A 16043-nucleotide genomic window follows, 5' to 3' on the forward strand; every position below is an offset into this window, starting at 1 on the left:
GCGACTATGCACTGACCTCGGTGGGGCTGGGCACGACCGTCAGCGGCAGACGCAGAGCGCCCGGCGCCTCGGCGGGCACCACCGGGGCATTGGGACGCGTCGGTGCGATCCGGAGATACGGAGCGCCCTGCTGCGGCCGCTTGTCGTCCTCACCCTTGTTGGGCCACAGGGCGATGGCACGTTCTGCCTGCGCACAGATCGACAACGACGGGTTGACACCCAGGTTGGCCGAGATCGCCGCCCCGTCGGTGATGTGCAACGTCGGGTAGTTCCACACCCGGTGATACGGATCCACGACACCGGTATCCGGGTTGTCGGAGATCACACAACCGCCGAGGTAGTGTGCGGTCAGCGGCATGTTGAAGACATCGCCCCAGGTCCCACCGGCCAGTCCGTCGAACTGCGCTGCCGCTCGCTCGGTGGCCTCGTTGCCGGCCGGGATCCACGTCGGATTGGGCTCGCCGTGCCCCTGCTTGCTGTTCACGAACTTCCACGGCCCGAACTTCTGCACGAAGGTCGTCAACGAATTGTTCCGGTTCTGCATGACCAGCAGGATGACCGTGCGCTGGCTCCACTTGCGCAGCTTGAGCAGGAGCAGGAGACTGCCCGGCCCCTCTTCGCGGACCTTGTCGAGGAACTTGAGCCGCCGCGATCGACCCGGCTCGCCATCGGTGAGCAACGTCTGCAACAGCGCAATTGCGTTGGACCCCTTGCCATACCGGACCGGCTCGATATGCGTGTCGGGAGCCGGATGGAAGGACGAGGTGATGGCGATGCCTTCGGAGAAGTCCTGCGCCGGGTCGTACTCGCGACGCATCGCTCCCAGGATCGACTCGGAGTTGGTGCGCGTGAGCAGCCCCAGGGTGTCGGAGACGTCCCGAAGTGACCCGCTCTCCTTGCCCAGATGCATGATCTTCTGCGTATTGAACGTACCCGCGGCAACGACCACCTGGGCTGCGGTGATCGTTCTCTTGCGTGCCCCGAGCCGCCCCCACGCGGCAGACCTCGACGTGCGCACCCGCCAGCTGCCGTCGGACTGGGGCTCGAGGCCGGTGACCGTGGTGCGATCGATGATCGTCGCGCCTGCGGATTCGGCCAGCCCGAGATAGTTCTTGAGCAAGGTGTTCTTCGCCCCGACCCGGCAGCCCGTCATACACGAACCACACTCCGTGCAGACCGTGCGGTCCGGACCCGCCCCACCGAAATAGGGGTCAGCCACCTGCTCGCCGGGCGCACCGGTGCCGCCCGACTTCGCGCCGAAGAACACCCCCACCGGGGTCGGGCCGAACGTGTCCCCGACACCCATGTCGTCGGCGACCTTGCGCATCACCCGGTCGGCGTGGGTCTCGATCGGGGTCGTCACGACGCCGAGCATGCGACGGGCCTGTTCGTAGTAGGGCGAGAGTTCGCCCTCCCAGTCCGTGATGTGCGCCCACTGCGGATCCTGAAAGAACGGTGTCGGCGGCTTGTACAAGGTGTTCGCGTAGTTCAGCGATCCCCCACCGACCCCCGATCCGGCCAGGATCATGACGTCTTTGAGGAGGTGGATGCGCTGGATGCCGAACATCCCGAACTTGGGTGCCCACAGCCATTTGTGCAGTCGCCAGCTCGTCTTGGCGAACTGTTCGTCGGTGAACCGTCGACCTGCTTCGACGACGCCGACCCTGTAGCCCTTCTCGACCAGCCGCAAGGCACTGACGCTCCCGCCGAACCCCGATCCGATGATCAGCACATCGAAATCGTGATCCGCGCCGGGAACGGTTTGCTCGGGCTGTGAGTAACCGTTACCGCGTGATACAGACACCTTGACATCGTACCTTGTCACATACGTGCGATGTAACGCCTGTCACTCACGACGATTCGGCGGCTCCGAACAGGGCGTCAGTTGCAGGCTGAGAGCCCGACCTTCTGGAACTCCTTGAGGTCGGAGTAGCCGGCCTTGGCCATCGAACGGCGCAGCGCGCCAACGATGTTCAGGTGCCCGAACGGGTCGTCGGTGGGTCCGTGCAGGACCGTCTCCAGCGAGGGGCGCCCCGCATCCGTCGAGACCGGGAGCAGCGCACCTCTGGGCATGGATGGGTGGGCAGCAGCTGCAGGCCAGTAATAACCGCGACCGGGGGCCTCCGCGGCCGAGGCCAGCGGCGAGCCCAGCACCGCAGCATCGGCGCCGCAGGCAATCGCCTTGGCGAGCTCACCGGAAGTGTGGATGTCACCATCGGCGATGACGTGCACGTACCGGCCACCGGTCTCGTCGAGGTACTCACGCCGGGCGGCGGCGGCGTCGGCGATCGCCGTGGCCATCGGCACCCCGATACCGAGCACCTCGCCGGTGGTGGTCGACCCGGCCGTGGACCCGTAGCCGACGATCACGGCCGCAGCTCCGGTGCGCATCAGGTGGAGGGCGGTCCGATGGTCGTGGACGCCTCCGGCGATCACCGGTACGTCGAGGTCAGCGATGAACGTCTTGAGGTTCAGCGGCTCGGAACCGTCGTTCGAGACGTGTTCGGCCGAGATGATCGTGCCGTGGATGACCAGCAGTTCGACGCCCGCCGCGACCAGGACCGGCGTCAGCTCGGCGGCCTTCTGGGGACTGACCCGCACAGCGGTGGTGACACCTGCATCGCGGATCGTCGAGACGGCAGCCGACAGCAGATCACGATCGATCGGGGCGGCATGCAATTCCTGGAGTTTGCGTACTGCCGCGGAAGGATCGACGTCGTTCTCCGCGATCTCGACAACCTGCGCGATCTTGTCCTCCACGTCGCGGTGCCGGGCCCACAGTCCCTCGCCGTTGAGCACTCCGAGTCCGCCGAGCCGACCCAGCTCGATGGCCGATTGCGGAGAGATCAGCGCATCGGTCGGGTGGGCCAGGATCGGGGTGTCGAAGCGATAGGCGTCGAGCTGCCACGTCGTCGTGACCTCGCTGGACGAGCGTGTCCGGCGAGACGGAACGATGTTGATGTCACTGAGCTCGAAGGTCTGCCGGGCTGTTCTGCCCATGCCGATATCGACGTGATCACGCACGGAAGTGCCTTTCGTAGCTGCTGGTCTGTCAGAGACGGGACGACGGACTCAGCGGGAAGTGTAGTTCGGTGCCTCGACCGTCATGGTGATGTCGTGCGGATGGCTCTCCTTGAGCCCGGCCGCGGTGATCTGCACGAACTGGGCGTTCTGCAGATCTGCGATGGAACTCGAGCCGGTGTAACCCATGGCAGCCCGCAGTCCGCCACCGAGCTGGTGGATCACCTGCGACAAAGGACCCCGGAACGGCACCCGGCCTTCGATACCTTCGGGCACGAGCTTTTCCTCGGACAGCACATCGTCCTGGAAGTAGCGGTCCTTCGAGTACGACTTCGCCTGACCGCGACCCTGCATCGCGCCGAGCGACCCCATTCCGCGGTAGCTCTTGAACTGTTTACCCGCCACCAGGATCAGCTCACCGGGGGCCTCCGCTGTACCCGCGAGCAGGGAGCCGAGCATCGCGGTGGAGGCACCGGCGGCCAACGCCTTGGCGATGTCACCGGAGAATTGCAGTCCACCATCGGCGATGACGGGAACACCGGCGGGCTTGCAGACCGCCACCGCCTCCATCACCGCGGTGATCTGTGGAGCACCGACGCCCGCGACCACGCGAGTGGTGCAGATCGAGCCGGGGCCGACGCCGACCTTGACCGCGTCTGCGCCGGCATCGACCAATGCCTGCGCGGCCGCCCTGGTCGCCACGTTGCCTCCGACGATCTGGACCTTCGACCCGATCTCGGCCTTGAGCTTGCTGACCATCTCGAGCACCAGCCGATTGTGGGCGTGCGCCGTGTCGACGATGATCACGTCGACACCCGCGTCGGCCAGCGCCATGGCGCGATCCCACTGATCGCCGCCGGTACCGACCGCGGCCCCGACGAGCAACCGCCCATCGGCATCCTTGGTCGCCAGCGGATGCTGTTCGGTCTTCACGAAGTCCTTGACCGTGATCAGCCCGGTCAACTTGCCGTGTCCGTCGACGATGGGGAGTTTCTCGATCTTGTGCCTGCGCAGCAGTCCCAGAGCCGCCTCGGCGGACACGCCTTCCTGCGCGGTGATCAGCGGCGCCTTGGTCATCACCTCGGCGACCGGACGATCCTGGTCGACCTCGAAGCGCATGTCGCGGTTCGTGATGATGCCGACGAGTTCGCCCGCGTCGTCGGTCACCGGAAGTCCGGAGATCCGGAAGCGAGCGCACATCGCGTCCACCTCGGCCAGAGTCGCAGACGGGCTGCAGGTGACCGGGTCGGTGACCATGCCGGCCTCGGATCGCTTGACCGTCTCGACCTGTCCGGCCTGGGCCTCGATGGACAGGTTGCGGTGCAGCACACCCATGCCGCCGGCACGCGCCATGGCAATGGCCATCCGGGACTCGGTGACCGTGTCCATCGCCGAACTCACCAGCGGCACCCGCAGGGTGATCTCTCTGGTGAGTTGAGACGAGGTGTCGACATCGCTGGGGATGACATCGGAGGCGGCGGGCAGCAAGAGCACGTCGTCGAAGGTGAGGCCGAGCATGGCCACCTTGTTGGGGTCGTCACCGCCGGTCCACACCGGTCCACGCGCCGGGGATGTGCCGACAGTCGGGTTGTTCATTCCGGGCACACTCATTCCGGCCGGGCCTTTCGCATGATTTGATCGGGGCGAGTTCGTTTCGATTTGTCCATCCTATCTGCTCTGCGGCAGCCGCCCGGACGGCCTGCGACCTGGGCTGGACGAGACGACCGGCGCCGACGGGGGCGCAGCGTCCGGTCATTCACCCAGGACACAGAGTGGCGCCGGTGGGGTGAGGCTGACTACCGTGGTCAGCGTGCGAGATCATCTGCCTCCGGGACTACCACCGGACCCCTTCGCCGACGATCCCGGAGGGGACCCGTCCGCAGCGCTCGACGCCGCCCCACCCGGTGAGCCCTTGGACGCCAATGAGCGGATGGCGATCGAGGAAGACCTTGCCGATCTCGCCGTCTATGAGGCCTTGCTCCACCGCCGCGGAATCCGCGGGCTGGTGGTCGTCTGCGACGATTGTCAACTCGATCACTATCACGACTGGGACATGCTGCGCGCCAATCTGCTGCAGCTCCTCGTCGAGGGCACGGTACGGCCCCATGAGCCCGCCGTCGATCCCTGCCCCGAGGCATATGTGACGTGGGACTACTGCCGCGGATACGCCGACGCGATGATGCACGCCAGAGACGACGACTGAAACCTACGTTCGACACCCCGAGCAGCGCCGCGATTGTTCGCGGCGCTGCTCGTGTGTCGGACTCAGTTCGGGGCGGGAGGGGGCGGCAGCGGAACGCTACTGCTGCTACTCGACTGGTTCGGCTCCGTCGACGGCGGCTCACTGACGATGGTCGGGCCGGACGGCGACGTCGAGATGGGGGGCTCGGACGCCGAGGTCTCGGGTGGGGTGATGGTCACGGTCTCTTGCGGGACCATCACCGTCACCGTCGGCTCTTCCACCACAGTCGTCTGCGGTGGGGGCGTCGAAACGCTGGTCGACTTCTCGGTGGTCGTGGTGGTGGTCGCCGGGACCGCGAGCTTGCCCCGGACGTCATCGATCCTGCCCTGCAACGCTTTTCGCTCGTCTTCGGCACGGACATCGCCGAGCTGCGACTGGGCGCGATCGAGGAAGGTCGTCGCGGCCGGCTTGTCACCGGCGGCCAACGCCTGCTCTGCGCGGTCGATGTCCGCCTGCACATCGGCAACCGCTTGGGTGGCCGAGGCATCGGCCCCGAACATCACCTCTTTGACGCCCCACAGGGCGTCGCCGGGTGCTGCATTGTGGGCGACCACGCTGACCCCGCCGAACAGGATCGCGAAACCCGCGGCCGCACCAGCGGTGAACCGCACGAGTCGAAGAGATCTGCGGCGCGAGTCGGCCCGGCGCTGCGACTCGATCCCGGCTTCGACCTCTTCCAGGGTCGGACCCGCCGGCAACGGCTGCGCCATGATGTCGCTGCGCCAGTTGGACAGCAAGGACGCCAATTCGTAGTCGACAGGGGTCTGTGCGGGAACGATCGGCTTCGACAGCAGCGCGTCGATGAACTCGTCGTCGGCGCGCACTGCGCCCAGGTTGACGGGGATCGAGTCTTCGTCGATCGAATCGGGGCGGGGCGAGGGCACAGCCGTCACTCCCCTGTCAGCCCGTCTGTTGCGGTCTCTGCGTCGATCACGCCCACTGCTCATTGCCCTCACCACCTTTCGAGATCTCGTTCTTCAACTTGCCCAGTGCCCGGTGCTGGGCCACCCTGACCGCACCGGCCGTACTTCCGACGGCTGCCGCCGTCTCTTCCGCCGACAGACCCACCACCAGTCGCAGCACGAGCACCTCACGCTGCTTCTCGGGGAGCTTGGCCAGCAGTTCGTCCATCCGCCTGCCGGCGTCCGAATCGAGTGCCCGCTGCTCCGGGCCGTCGCCGGTATCCATCCGTTCGGGCATATCCTCCACCGGCTCGGACTTGTTACGTCCGGCCGCGCGGTGGGCATCTGCCACCTTGTGCGCCGCGATGCCGTACACGAACGCCATGAACGGTCTGCCCTGGTCCTGATACCGGGGCAGCGCGGTCATGACCGCCATGCAGACCTCCTGCGCCACATCGTCGGCGGAGAGCGAATGCCGCTCACCACCTCCGACCCTGGCCCTGCAATAACGCACCACCAGTGGTCGGACACTCTCGAGAACATCGGAGAGAGCTGACCGGTCGCCCTGCGCCGCCGCAGTCACCGCCCGATCCAACTCGTCACCTGTAAAAATCATCGCTCGCTGATGTCTCCGCGTTACCTTCGCCAACTGGTGCAGGCCACGCAGGGGCGATTTCCCCCGCGGTAAGTCGCTAGTAGCTTATCCAGCAAGCCACTGGTGGCTCACGTGGTGGCTCGTGCGGCTAGTCCATCGCGGCACCTTGTACCTTCAGTCGCGCCCCGAGTTGCTGCGCTCGCCCCGACCACTGTTCCCCGGCACCGATCCCGTCCAGCAGTTTGGCGGCGGCCCATTCCAACGGGAGCTGTCCGAACTCGATCGCCTGGTCGGTCACCCGCGACGCACGCTCGCCGGCCTGCCGGACATCGCCCGCGGTGGCGGCCGCGGCGGCTGCGATGAGATCGGTCTTGATGACGTGCCGGATCGAGGGACAGGCAGCAGTCATGGCTTCCGCCTCCCGGGCATGTCGCCCGGCCCCGGCCGGGTCCCCGGTGAACATCGCCAGCTCGGCCCGAACCCAGTGCGATCTGAGCTCCGTTCGCCCTCCCCACAGCCAGTCGCGGTCGGTCCCCCGGCCACGTGTTTCCAGGATCTGGTCCACCCTGTCCAGCAGACGGCCGGACGCCCCGAACATCCCGCGACCCAGATTGTCGGCAGCCAGACCGGTGAGGGCATCACAGAGCGCCGCGGTCCGGCGCTCCGCTACGTCGGGCGTCGGATCGGCCCGGGGTTTCCCAGCAGCCAAATACAGCGCTCTCGCGTCGTCGGCAACGGCGTGGTGATGGCGGCCCGCCTGCCTGCGGTGCGCCGCTCTGGTGGACAACGCGAACGATCTCAGGACGTCATCGACACCCGTCACGTCGAGTCGCCCGAGTTCTGCCGCAGCCGCGGCGTAACGCCCGGCACCACCGAGCGCCACGGCCCGAAACCAGGTCGCCCAGGGGTCGGGTGCAGCGGGAATCGCGTGCGCTCTCGCGCTGCCGCCGAACGCGATCGCGGGTAGTGTGACCTGCACCGCACTCCTCACATCACACTTCTGACATCCGAATTAGCCTGAATTTAACTTACCGAAAAGTGCCGAAACGACTCCGGGATGTCAATTCCAGATCAACCAGACGTGTCCGCCAGGTAAATTGCGCACCATGGGTCGGTGCGCTCCGACCGCCCGTTCCTGGCCTTGAATACGTGTAGAGATCAGCGGAAAAATACGACCTGAACTGCAACGATACTGACCAGAGCAATTCCGGCTGAGTGCGTTGACCGCACCGCAAACGACGTGTCGTCCATTAAACAATTGGTTAACATCGCCCGAAATCGACGTCTTCGAATGGCGAAATAACGGGCTGTTGACTCCATTTCCTGGATTTGCATACGGTAAGTGAGACACCGGAAAACAAAGTCGTTTCCGGTCGCACTGGTCTCAATTACGCCTCGCGGCACGTTATAGAGGAGCACGCAGATGCCTCAGCCAAACCACCTACCCGGACCGAACGCCGACATCTGGGATTGGCAGATGAAGGGCCTGTGCCGTGGTGTCGACTCATCGATGTTCTTCCATCCCGACGGCGAACGCGGTCGAGCCCGTGCGCAGCGTGAACGGCGTGCCAAGGAACTCTGCCACCAGTGCCCGGTGGTCGCGGCGTGCCGCGAGCATGCACTTGCCGTCGCCGAGCCCTACGGCATCTGGGGCGGATTGTCGGAGTCCGAGCGTGGAATCCTGATGAAACGTGGCGTGGGCCGCCGTATCGCCAGCTGACGTCGCGTCGTCGGCAATTCACAACCATTCGGCCCAGTTCTCACTGAAGGCGCCGGCATCTCACTAGATGTTCGGCGCTTTCAGTCTCGAATGAGGCCTGCCACTGCACGATCGATCTGAAAAAGCGGCGCCTCGACCGAGTGGTCGAGGCGCCGCTTTTCGAGACGGTGCAAACGTCAGTGAGCGTGTCCGTGCCCATGCCCGTGGTCGTGGGCCTCAGGTGCCTCGGCAGGCTTCTCGGTGATGGTGCTCTCGGTGGTGAGAACCATCCGCGCGACAGAGGCCGCGTTGACGATCGCCGAGCGGGTCACCTTCACCGGGTCGACGATTCCGTCGGCGAGGAGATCCCCGTAGGTCAGCGTGCCGGCGTTGAAACCGTGCCCGCGTGGCAGTTCGGCAACCTTGGACGCCACGACAGCGCCATCGGCGCCGGCGTTCGAGGCGATCCAGAACAGGGGCGCCTGTACTGACTGCTTCACGACCCGAACACCCAGTGCTTCGTCGCCGTCGAGGCTGTCGGCCAGATCGTCGAGAACTGCGGCGGCAGCCTGCACGATCGCAGATCCGCCACCGGGGACGATGCCCTCTTCGACTGCAGCCTTGGCCGCAGCAACGGCATCTTCGACGCGGTGCTTGCGCTCCTTGAGTGCTGTCTCGGTCGCCGCACCGACGCGGATCACCGCGACGCCGCCGGCGAGCTTCGCCAGTCGTTCGGCCAATTTCTCGCGATCCCAGTCCGAATCACTCGACTCGATCTCCCGACGCAGGTGCTCTGCGCGCTGAGCGATCGCCTCCGAGGTGCCTGAACCTTCGACGATGGTCGTGGCGTCCTTGGTGACGACGATCCGCCGCGCGCCGCCGAGGAGTTCGAGTCCGGCGTCGGCGAGAGTGATACCGATGTCAGCGGTGATGACCGTGCCGTCGGTGACGATGGCGAGGTCTTCGAGGAAAGCCTTGCGACGATCGCCGAAGAACGGCGCCTTGACCGCAACAGCCTTGATGGTCTTGCGGATCGAGTTGACGACGAGCGTCGAAAGCGGTTCGCCCTCGATGTCTTCGGCGATGATCAGAACCGACTTGCCGGACTCTGCGATCTTCTCGAGCAGCGGCAGGAACTCGGGCAGCGAGCTGATCTTGTCGCGGTAGATCAACACCAGCGCGTCTTCGAGGACGGCTTCCTGGCTGTCGATGTCGGTGACGAAGTAGGGCGAGAGGTAGCCCTTGTCGAACTGCACGCCTTCGGTGATCTCGAGATCGGTGATCAGTCCCGAGCTCTCTTCCACTGTCACGACGCCGTCTGCGCCCACGCGCTCCATGGCTTCGCCGACCAATTCGCCGACCTCGGGGTCGCGCGAGGACACGGTGGCGACCTGGGCGATGGCTGCAGCGCCCTTCACCGGGGTCGCGGCGGCGAGCAGCGACTCGGACAGCGCGTCGGCTGCTTTGCCGATGCCGATGCCGAGCGCGATCGGGTTGGCGCCGGCGGCGACGTTGCGCAGGCCGGCCTTGACGATTGCCTGGGCGAGCACCGTCGCAGTGGTGGTGCCGTCGCCTGCGACGTCATTGGTCTTGGTGGCAACCGACTTCACCAGCTGAGCACCGAGGTTCTCGAAGGGATCTTCGAGATCGATCTCGCGAGCGATGGTGACGCCGTCATTGGTGACGCTGGGTCCACCGAATGCCTTGGCCAGCACCACATGCCGACCACGGGGTCCGAGGGTCACCTTGACCGCGTCGGCGAGGTGATCGACACCGCGCTCGAGCGACTGCCGGGCCTTGTCGTTGTATTCGATCTGCTTGGCCATGGGTTGTTGTGGCTCCTAGAAATATGGAAAAAGTGAGGGAAACAGAACCGCCCCGGCAACCCCCGCATGGGGACGCCGGGGCGGTTGTCCAACTCGTTTCTCGATTGCTCGAAGAACCGAGTTACTTGGAGATGACTGCCAGCACGTCGCGTGCCGAGAGAATCAGGTATTCCTCGCCGGAGTACTTGATCTCGGTGCCGCCGTACTTGCTGTAGATGACGGTGTCGCCTTCTTTGACGTCGACCGGGATCCGGTTGCCCTGCTCGTTCACGCGTCCTTCGCCAACGGCGACAACGGTGCCCTCTTGCGGCTTTTCTTTGGCCGTATCGGGGATGACCAGGCCGGACGCAGTCGTCGTTTCGGCCTCATTGGCCTGAACGAGGATCTTGTCCTCAAGCGGCTTGATGTTCACGCTCGCCACGATGTGAGCCCTCCACTTTCGGGGTAGTTCGGGTCCGGTGTCCGGACCCTGTCAGCTGCTGATGCACGTATACGGCGCCTGGATCGGTCCCGTCGTCGCGGGTGCCGGAACCTCACTGGGTGCCGACTAGCACTCTATACATGCGAGTGCCAGCACTCAAGGTCGGAGGGTGCAAACGTCTCATCCTGAGACCGCCGACGCGGACGGTTGGCTGGTGCCGCGACGGCGTTCGAGGGCCAGGACCACGACCGTTCCGAGCAATGCGACGACGGTGAGCGCCGCGATCACGGTGATCGCCGGGACCATACCGCCGATCAGCTCCCCCGAGCCGGCGGGCTCGGCACTGCCGAGGATGGCGGTGATCACCGCCATCATGAGCGCGCCGCCGATCTGGATGCTCGTGTTGACCAGTCCTGACGCCAGGCCCTGCTCGTCGTCGGAGACCCCGGCTGTCGCCTGGGAGTTGACGGACGGGAAGGTGATGGCGAATCCCAGACCGAGGAAGACGATCGTCGGAAGCAGGAACACCACGTAGCTCGCGCCCGGTTCGACCCGCAGGAACCACAGGTACCCGACGAGGAACGCCACGAAGCCTGCTGCGATGAGGATGCGCGTACTGACGCGGTCCAGGATCCGGTCCATGAAGAAGGCGCTCGCGACGACCAGCAGACCGGCCGGCAAGAAGCCCAGGGACATCTGGATCGGCGACCATCCCAGCGAATCCTGCAAGTAAAGGGTGACCACGAACTGAAACGCGACGTACCCTCCGAACATCGCAGCCGCCGACAGGTTGGCGTGCACCAGGGTGAGCGAGCGCAGGATTCCCAGGCGCAGCAACGGGTGGCGGTGCCGGACCTCGACCGCGACGAACGTGGCCGCCAGCGCCACCGCGACGAGGAACAAGACGATCGTCGACGTGGCCGCCCATCCGACCTCGGGTGCTTGCACCACCGCGTAGACCAGCGTCAGCAGCGCGGCAGTGCTCGTGATCGCACCGATGGCGTCGAAGTGCGCCCAGCTGAACGGTTTACGCGACGATTTCGGGATGACCCGCGCGCCGACGACCAGCAGTGCAATGGCGACCGGGCCAGGGAAGATCAGCGTCGCACGCCAGGACAACTCGGTGAGCAACCCGCCGAACACGAGGCCGAGCGAGAATCCGCTGGCACCACAGACGGTGTAGATCGACAGCGCCTTGTTGCGTGCGGGACCCTCCGCGAAGGTCGTGGTGATGATGGAGAGTCCGGCAGGGACGGTGAACGCCGCGGCCACGCCCTTGACGAAACGCAGGGCGATGATCAGGGAGTCGATCTCCGTGGCCGCACTGACGACCGACGCGATACCGAATACCGCCAATGCGGACAGGAAAACCGTCCGGCGCCCGAGTAGGTCGCTGGCACGGCCGCCGAGCAGCAGCAATCCCCCGTATCCAAGCACGTAGCCGCTGACGATCCACTGCAGCTGGGTCTGGTCCATTCCGAGGTCGCCGCCCATGGACGGCAGTGCGACACCGACCATCGAGACGTCGAGACCGTCGAGGAACAGGGCGCCGGCCAGCACGACGAGCAACAGCCAGATCTTTCCGCTCCACCCGCCTGCCGAGGTGACGTGTTCGGTTTCGGGCACGGAGTTGGCGGACCCGTCGGGCGGTCGCTTTCGATTCAGATCAACAGTCATGGACGGAACTATATGCATACGCATCTAATGTGTCTACATAAAATGCAGACGACATTAATTCGATTGCATCTGATACGATGCCCTCATGTCCGACCCGCAGCGAAGCGACGATGACCTGGCCAAGGCCTGGCATATGCTCTCGGTGCGTTACCACCGCCTCGAGTGCGACCTCGATCGCGCGTTGCAGTCTTCCCACGAGATCTCCAACAGCGAGTTCGAGGTGCTCGAACTCCTGGCCGCTGCCGACAACGCGAAGATGCGTATGAGCGAGCTCGCCGGACTCGTACACCTGAGCCAGAGCGCACTGTCCCGCCTCGTTGCGGGTCTGGAAAAAGACGGGCTGGTCGAGCGATCGATGTGTGCCGGAGACCGTCGATCGGTGTTCACCGAACTCACTGCCGAAGGCCGAAACCGTTACGACTCGGCAAAGCCCGTACAGCGCGCGATCCTGCGCGCAGAGGCCGACGGTTGCACATCGGGATCACTCTGCGGCGCAGCAGAACTGGGCACATCTACCGCCGCCTCGCATTGAGGACGGCCCCACGAGCTCAGTCTCGGTGTGCGGAGGCAACCATTGCCAGTCCGGGCAATTCGACACCGGCATCGGTCTCGTAGGGAGCAACAAGCTCCCGGAGCCGTCCGGTCAGCGACTCTGCCATGTCGGGATTCATCGCTTTCAGCATGGTCGCGAGCGGGCCGGACATCGCCGACACCCGCACCCACCACGATTCGAAGTCAGGGGCGACGAACGGGTCGTATACCTCGGTGATGGTGACGTCGAGAAAACCTGCAGCGACGAACAATTCACGCAGCCGGCCCGGATCAGACAGCGAGAACGGCCCCGGCAGGCCAGGTGGCGGTACCGCGAACCCCAGCTCTGCGCTGACCGCATCGAACAGCACCCCGAGCCACGGGTTCTTGTCGCGCGCACCCCAGACCGCCACCGACACCGGGCCCCGCGGCACGAGGACGCGACGGATCTCGGCGAGCCCGCGCCCCGGATCCACCGCGAACATCAGCCCCTCTCGGCAGAGAACCGCGTCGAACACCCCGTCGGGCATCTCGATCTGCTCGATGTCGAGCACCGTCGTCGCGACGTTGCCAACACCCTGTTCCGCGGCGCGCTCGGCGGCCACCGCCACCATGTCAGGCGCCACATCCGACACAGTCACCATGCTCCCGGGACCGAACCGGCGCGCCGCGGCAAGACCGGTGGCACCGGTTCCGCACGCGAGCTCGAGAATGCGCCGGCCGGGCTCCGGTCCGATGGCGTCGAGCATCAGGTCCGTGACCCTGGCGCCTCGCTGCTCGATGTGATCGATGTTGGCCGCCCAACCCGACGCCACCGAGTTCCACACCTCGTGCAGCTGGGTCCTGAGTTGCTGATCGCCTGGTGTGTTCGTCATCGCCGGCCTCCGTGGTCTGCCTCGAGCATGCGCCCACCACACCGGCGCTGTCAGGGGTTCACCTAGAACCAACCCGGGGTCAGTAACTGCTGACCTGAACCGACAACCCGGGATCTGTGGCGACGGTGAGTTCGGACGGCTGTGCGCCGCCGGCGATCACGTGAGCACCCAGGGTTGCGATCATCACACCGTTGTCGGTGCACAGCCGCGGCTTCGGAACCCGCAACGTGATGCCTGCCGCCGCACAACGCTCCTGTGCCATCGATCGGATGCGCGAGTTGGCGGTGGCCCCGCCCCCGAGTACCAGAGTGTCGACGCCGACGTCCTTACAGGCGCGAACGGCCTTCATGGTCAGCACATCGGCGACCGCTTCCTGGAACGACGCAGCGATGTCGGCGACCGGCGGTTCGATCCCGTCGCGCCTGCACTTCTCGACGTGGCGGGCCACCGCGGTCTTGAGCCCGCTGAACGAGAAGTCGTTGCGGGCATCTCGCGGGCCGGTCATACCGCGGGGAAACCTGATCGCATTCGGATCGCCTTCTCGCGCTGCAGCATCGAGTGCGGGTCCGCCGGGAAAGCCCAGCCCGAGCAGTCTCGCGACCTTGTCGAACGCCTCGCCCGCAGCATCGTCGACCGTGGTCCCGAGTTCGACGATCGGCGCGCCCAGGTCGGTGACGTGCAGCAGATGGGTGTGTCCACCGGAGACCAGCAGCGCCACACACGGCGGCATCGGCCCGTGTTCGAGTGTGTCGACCGCGACGTGTCCACCGAGATGGTTGACCGCGTACAGCGGCACATCCCAGGCTGCGGCATAGGCTTTCGCCGCTGCTACGCCGACGAGCAGCGCTCCGGCCAAACCCGGGCCGATGGTCACGGCAATGGCGTCCGGAACCGTGATATCGGCCGCTGCCAACGCCCGGCGCATGGTGGGGACGATGGCCTCGAGATGCGCACGTGACGCCACTTCGGGCACCACTCCGCCATATCTGGCGTGTTCGTCGACGCTGGATGCGACCTCGTCAGCAAGCAGCGTCGTCGTCTGGTCGGCGTTCCACCGGACGATCCCGACTCCGGTCTCGTCGCAGGAACTCTCGACTCCGAGAACGATCATGCGAGATGCTCCTTTGCCGCAGCGACTCCGACCGCGGGCCGGCGCATCGTGTAGGCGTCGGCGCCGCTGGGCTGGTAATACCTCTTGCGCACGCCGACCTCCTCGAAACCGTTGCGGCGGTACATCTCGATCGCCGTCTCGTTGTCCGTGCGGACCTCCAGGAACACCTCCGCGTGATGCCGGTCGGCGACCGCGAGGAGAGCCAGCAGGAGCTCGCGCCCGTGACCGCGTCCCTGGTAGGTGGGATCGACTGCGATGGTGTGGATTTCGCACTCAGGATGGTCGGTGGGACCCAGGACAGAGATCCCGGCGTATCCGATGAGCGTCTCGCCGTCCCGAACCGCGAAGTAATGATTGTGCGGTGCAAGCATTTCTGCACGAAACGCTTCGGCGGGCCACGGTGAGTCCCCAGCGAAGAGGATGGCCTCCAGTGCGGCACAGCGTGCGGAGTCCCGAGGTGCGAGGTCGCTGATCACTTCTTACGATCCTTGAGTTCGACGGCGTCGGGACGGCGCAGGTAGAGCGGCGTCAGCGGTCCCGGGACCACACTGGCGACCAGGTTGGGCAGCGCCACCTGCACCAGCGTGAGTGCCGTGGGCACACTCGCGCTGCGAATCGGGAGATCGAACAGCGCAGCGTGACCGGGTGAGCCCGCCACGGCATCGATCTTCTCCCCCGCCAGGTGCTCGCCCAATTCCCCAGGTGCCAGCACATCCGGGCCGTGGGTGCGCACGCCATCGGTGTACGTGGCCCAGTAGACCTCACGACGTCGTGCGTCGGTCACCACCAGCAGCGAGCGGGTATCGGGTTCCTGCAGGGCGATCGCGTCGAGGGAACAGACCCCGTGCACCGGGATACCGAGGGCGTCAGCGAACGCCGCGCCCGTCGCCAGTCCGACCCGCAGACCGGTGAACGGCCCCGGACCCTGACCGACGACCACCGCGTCCAGGTCAGCGCGTGTCACCCCGGCCTCGGTGAGGCACTCCAGAATCCGGGTGGTGAGGATCTCTGCGTGGCCGCGGGTGGTCAGTTCTCTGCGCTCGGAGCGGACGGCCTGGGCGACATCGTCGGTCACCTCGACAACGCCGGCGACGATTTCCGGGGTTGCGGTGTCAATGGCGAGCACAAGCACGGTGAGCCAGC

At 65.8% G+C, this 16043-nt stretch carries 16 protein-coding genes; 3 read left to right on the forward strand and 13 right to left on the reverse strand.

Features of this window, described 5'->3' with window-relative positions; genetic code table 11:
• Nucleotides 1-4: 4 nt before the first annotated feature.
• From BH683_RS21700 to guaB, 3 genes are all read right to left on the reverse strand, one after another.
• A complete protein-coding gene (locus BH683_RS21700) occupies nt 5-1732 on the reverse strand; it encodes a GMC family oxidoreductase (protein ID WP_084838446.1) in 1728 nt (575 codons plus the stop codon).
• Between the two features lie 149 nt (nt 1733-1881).
• Nucleotides 1882-3024: a GuaB3 family IMP dehydrogenase-related protein gene (locus BH683_RS21705; RefSeq protein WP_084838357.1), complete on the reverse strand. Its 1143-nt coding sequence runs from the start codon at nt 3022-3024 to the stop codon at nt 1882-1884.
• Between the two features lie 48 nt (nt 3025-3072).
• Nucleotides 3073-4617, reverse strand: a complete 1545-nt coding sequence (guaB, locus tag BH683_RS21710) for an IMP dehydrogenase (RefSeq protein ID WP_084838447.1) — start codon at nt 4615-4617, stop codon at nt 3073-3075.
• 214 nt (nt 4618-4831) lie between these two features.
• Between guaB and BH683_RS21715 the strand changes: the two genes are divergently transcribed.
• Entirely contained in the window at nt 4832-5224 is a 393-nt protein-coding gene (locus tag BH683_RS21715) for a DUF5319 domain-containing protein (RefSeq protein ID WP_084838448.1), read from the forward strand.
• A 62-nt stretch (nt 5225-5286) separates the two neighbouring features.
• Here BH683_RS21715 and BH683_RS21720 read toward each other — a convergent pair whose 3' ends face one another.
• The 3 genes from BH683_RS21720 to BH683_RS21730 all read right to left on the reverse strand — a co-directional run bounded on the left by BH683_RS21720 (nt 5287) and on the right by BH683_RS21730 (nt 7739).
• On the reverse strand, nt 5287-6147 hold the full coding sequence (locus BH683_RS21720) for an anti-sigma-D factor RsdA (protein WP_168187095.1): 861 nt from the start codon (nt 6145-6147) through the stop codon (nt 5287-5289).
• A gap of 46 nt (nt 6148-6193) precedes the next feature.
• Nucleotides 6194-6781: a sigma-70 family RNA polymerase sigma factor gene (locus tag BH683_RS21725; protein ID WP_084838359.1), complete on the reverse strand. Its 588-nt coding sequence runs from the start codon at nt 6779-6781 to the stop codon at nt 6194-6196.
• A gap of 127 nt (nt 6782-6908) precedes the next feature.
• Nucleotides 6909-7739 (reverse strand): hypothetical protein, encoded by an 831-nt coding sequence (locus BH683_RS21730; protein ID WP_084838360.1) that lies wholly within the window; start codon nt 7737-7739, stop codon nt 6909-6911.
• 444 nt (nt 7740-8183) lie between these two features.
• Here BH683_RS21730 and BH683_RS21735 point away from each other — a divergent pair, with 444 nt between their 5' ends.
• Nucleotides 8184-8480, forward strand: coding sequence for a WhiB family transcriptional regulator (locus BH683_RS21735; RefSeq protein WP_084838361.1), 297 nt, complete (start codon nt 8184-8186; stop codon nt 8478-8480).
• 176 nt (nt 8481-8656) lie between these two features.
• On the opposite strand, the gene groL is transcribed toward BH683_RS21735, so the two are convergent.
• From groL to BH683_RS21750, 3 genes are all read right to left on the reverse strand, one after another.
• Nucleotides 8657-10285: a chaperonin GroEL gene (gene groL, locus BH683_RS21740; protein ID WP_084838362.1), complete on the reverse strand. Its 1629-nt coding sequence runs from the start codon at nt 10283-10285 to the stop codon at nt 8657-8659.
• A 121-nt stretch (nt 10286-10406) separates the two neighbouring features.
• A complete protein-coding gene (gene groES, locus BH683_RS21745) occupies nt 10407-10706 on the reverse strand; it encodes a co-chaperone GroES (protein WP_030171070.1) in 300 nt (99 codons plus the stop codon).
• A 180-nt stretch (nt 10707-10886) separates the two neighbouring features.
• A complete protein-coding gene (locus BH683_RS21750; RefSeq protein ID WP_246833516.1) occupies nt 10887-12383 on the reverse strand; it encodes an MFS transporter in 1497 nt (498 codons plus the stop codon).
• 85 nt (nt 12384-12468) lie between these two features.
• Between BH683_RS21750 and BH683_RS21755 the strand changes: the two genes are divergently transcribed.
• Entirely contained in the window at nt 12469-12915 is a 447-nt protein-coding gene (locus BH683_RS21755) for a MarR family transcriptional regulator (protein WP_084838364.1), read from the forward strand.
• Between the two features lie 16 nt (nt 12916-12931).
• On the opposite strand, the gene BH683_RS21760 is transcribed toward BH683_RS21755, so the two are convergent.
• From BH683_RS21760 to tsaB, 4 genes are all read right to left on the reverse strand, one after another.
• A complete protein-coding gene (locus tag BH683_RS21760; protein ID WP_084838365.1) occupies nt 12932-13789 on the reverse strand; it encodes a methyltransferase domain-containing protein in 858 nt (285 codons plus the stop codon).
• Nucleotides 13790-13868: 79 nt separating this feature from the next.
• Nucleotides 13869-14900 (reverse strand): tRNA (adenosine(37)-N6)-threonylcarbamoyltransferase complex transferase subunit TsaD, encoded by a 1032-nt coding sequence (gene tsaD, locus BH683_RS21765; RefSeq protein ID WP_084838366.1) that lies wholly within the window; start codon nt 14898-14900, stop codon nt 13869-13871.
• Nucleotides 14897-15376, reverse strand: coding sequence for a ribosomal protein S18-alanine N-acetyltransferase (gene rimI, locus BH683_RS21770; RefSeq protein WP_084838367.1), 480 nt, complete (start codon nt 15374-15376; stop codon nt 14897-14899). Before rimI ends, tsaD begins: the two co-directional genes overlap by 4 nt.
• On the reverse strand, nt 15373-16032 hold the full coding sequence (gene tsaB, locus BH683_RS21775) for a tRNA (adenosine(37)-N6)-threonylcarbamoyltransferase complex dimerization subunit type 1 TsaB (protein ID WP_084838449.1): 660 nt from the start codon (nt 16030-16032) through the stop codon (nt 15373-15375). The genes rimI and tsaB overlap by 4 nt, the downstream gene beginning before the upstream one ends.
• Between the last annotated feature and the right edge of the window lie 11 nt (nt 16033-16043).

The sequence above is a fragment of the Williamsia sp. 1138 genome, assembly GCF_002095435.2.
Lineage (GTDB): Bacteria > Actinomycetota > Actinomycetes > Mycobacteriales > Mycobacteriaceae > Williamsia.